Genomic DNA, 2544 nt, shown 5'->3' on the forward strand with positions numbered 1-2544 from the left:
CTTCCCCGAAGGGAAGCGACTGATTCATTAATAGTAAGTATCACCACTGATTGTGGCAATACTTGGATACGATTAGCATCTTATGGTAATAATACAGGCCCGAGTCCATTGGCTACAGCACCTGATATGACCACTGCATTTGTACCTACCCCATCACAATGGGCAACCAAGACAATAGATTTAAGCCCGTATGCTTCTCAAACCGCCGCCGGAATCAGATTCCAATTGCGAAGTGGATGGGGAAATGTTACTTATCTGGATGATATAAACATTAGTGCTGCAACCAATACACCACCAAGCGCTTCTTTTAATGTTTCATCAACTAACATCTGTGCAGGGCAAAGTATTACATTTACCAATACATCTACCAATGCTACTTCCTATAGCTGGTCCTTCCCCGGCGGAACTCCTTCAACAAGTACAGCTGCCAGTCCTACTGTAACATTTAATTCAGCGGGGACATATACTGTAACATTAACAGCTAGCAATTTAAACGGAACAAACACGGCAACAGCCAGTATTGTGGTGAATCCTTTGCCCACACCTACTATAAGTGGTGGCGGTACTATTTGTCAGGGAAGCTCTGTAAATCTTACTGCTTCTGGTGGTAATAGTTTTACTTGGAATACAGGTGCTAATACTGCTTCCATCAATGTAAGCCCTGCATCCACTACTACCTATACCGTTACAGCCACAGCTACTAACGGATGTACAGCAACTGCGACTGCATCGGTTACAGTACTTAACTGTTCTTCGCTGGATGAAGTGATGAATACCTCCAACTTTTTGGTGTATCCCAATCCGGCTACTGATATGATTACCATTGCTCTGCAATTGGCTTCTGCCGAACCGTTGAAAGGAGAACTGATGACAACACTGGGTCAGGTGTTGCAGCAATTTACCATTGCTCCATCTCAGCAGCAAATAACTTTGATCACAGACGGATTGTCTTCTGGAATTTATCTTCTTAGAATATCTGACGGAAAACAAGCGATAACACAACGCATCATGGTTGTAAAATAAATCAGAAAGCCCCGGTTACGGGGCTTTTTTGTTTGTGTTTTCTTACTAGGATTAAGCAATGATAGTCTTTGAAAATTCTTCGCAGAATGTGCGTATCTCATTTCGAACCATACGAAATGCATGCATAATTTCTTCTTCACTTCCGGTTGCTTTGTCAGGATCAGAAAAACTATGATGTATGCGAATGGAATTACCTGGTATGTACGGACAGTTTTCTCTGGCATGATCACATACCGTGATGATGTAATCAAAGGGTATGTTTAAGTATTCATTTACATGGTTGCTGGTATGATGACTGATATCAATTCCATCTTCCTTCATGATTTGTATGGCTCTCGGATTTACGCCATGTATCTCAATACCGGCACTGTAAATATGAGCTTTACCTTGTAACAGATTTTCTAAATAACCATGTACCATTTGACTACGGCAGCTATTACCTGTACATAAAACCAAGATTTTTTTCATTTAATACCTCCAACTGTTAGCGATGGCTACCAACGATAACATGATGGGTACTTCTATGAGTACACCAACCACCGTGGCTAACGACGCACCTGAATTAAGACCAAAAAGTGATATGGCCACGGCAACTGCGAGTTCAAAAAAATTACTGGCACCAATCATCGCAGCCGGTGCACAAACCGGATGTGATAAACGGAGCAATTTTCCACCCAGCCAGGTTATAAAAAATATGAAGTAGGTTTGAATGGTCAGTGGTATGGCTATCAACAAAATGGTGTATGGATGATCCAGTATGTGTTCGCCCTGAAAGGCAAAGAGTAAAACCAGGGTTGAAAGCAATGCTAGTATGGAAACAGGACGAAGTGCCGGAAGAAATTTTTGTTCAAACCAATCCTTTCCTTTTCGTTGAGGCAATATCCGATTGGTCAGATAACCCGTAGTTAGCGGTATAACAACAAAAACAACCACCGAAGTAATCAGTACTTCATACGGTATCTGTATGTTGGTTACTCCCAGCAGCCATTTTACAATGGGTACAAATGCAACCGGCAGAATAAGATCGTTGACTGAAACTTGTATTAACGTATAATTGGCATCGCCTTTTACCAAATAACTCCACACAAACACCATGGCTGTGCAGGGTGCGGCACCCAGCAGAATGGCGCCTGCCAGGTACTGGTCTGCATCTTCCGGAGTGATCCAGGTAGCATACAGATTTTTAAAGAAAATCCATCCAAACAATGCCATGGTGAAAGGCTTGATCAGCCAGTTTACAGTAACTGTCAGCGCCAGCCCTTTCCAATTTTTTGAAACACCGCCTATCGATGAAAAATCAATCTGTACCATCATCGGGTAGATCATCATCCAAACCAACACTGCTACCGGAATGTTGATGGTATATATCTGCCAGCTTTCAAGCACCGAAACAGAATTCCCCAGTATTTTCCCAAGACCAATGCCTGCAGCAATGCATAGCGAGACCCAAACGGTAAGGTATTTTTCAAAAAACTTCATGGGTTGAAATTTAATTACAGCGTTTCCATTAATTCCACTTCC

The 2544-nt window shown here is 42.2% G+C and carries 3 protein-coding genes; 1 reads left to right on the top strand and 2 read right to left on the bottom strand.

What is annotated here, in order from left to right; translation table 11 throughout:
* The coding region (locus NW819_RS10270; protein WP_414413681.1) for a T9SS type A sorting domain-containing protein at window positions 1-1023 on the top strand (1023 nt) is incomplete at its 5' end.
* A 51-nt stretch (window positions 1024-1074) separates the two neighbouring features.
* On the opposite strand, the gene NW819_RS10275 is transcribed toward NW819_RS10270, so the two are convergent.
* Together NW819_RS10275 and arsB are read right to left on the bottom strand one after the other, a co-directional pair.
* Window positions 1075-1491 carry an arsenate reductase ArsC gene (locus NW819_RS10275; RefSeq protein WP_011433934.1) on the bottom strand — a complete coding sequence of 139 codons (417 nt, stop codon included), beginning with the start codon at window positions 1489-1491 and terminating at the stop codon, window positions 1075-1077.
* A complete protein-coding gene (gene arsB / locus NW819_RS10280; RefSeq protein ID WP_414328751.1) occupies window positions 1492-2502 on the bottom strand; it encodes an ACR3 family arsenite efflux transporter in 1011 nt (336 codons plus the stop codon).
* Window positions 2503-2544 lie beyond the last annotated feature (42 nt).

This window comes from Synechococcus sp. R8-2, assembly GCF_047461715.1.
Lineage (GTDB): Bacteria > Cyanobacteriota > Cyanobacteriia > Thermostichales > Thermostichaceae > Thermostichus.

Bases quoted from the DNA above. Each gene is read 5' to 3' on its own strand.
- arsB (WP_414328751.1), bottom strand. From the start codon at position 2,502: ATGAAGTTTTTTGAAAAATACCTTACCGTTTGGGTCTCGCTATGCATT.
- NW819_RS10275 (WP_011433934.1), bottom strand. From the start codon at position 1,491: ATGAAAAAAATCTTGGTTTTATGTACAGGTAATAGCTGCCGTAGTCAA.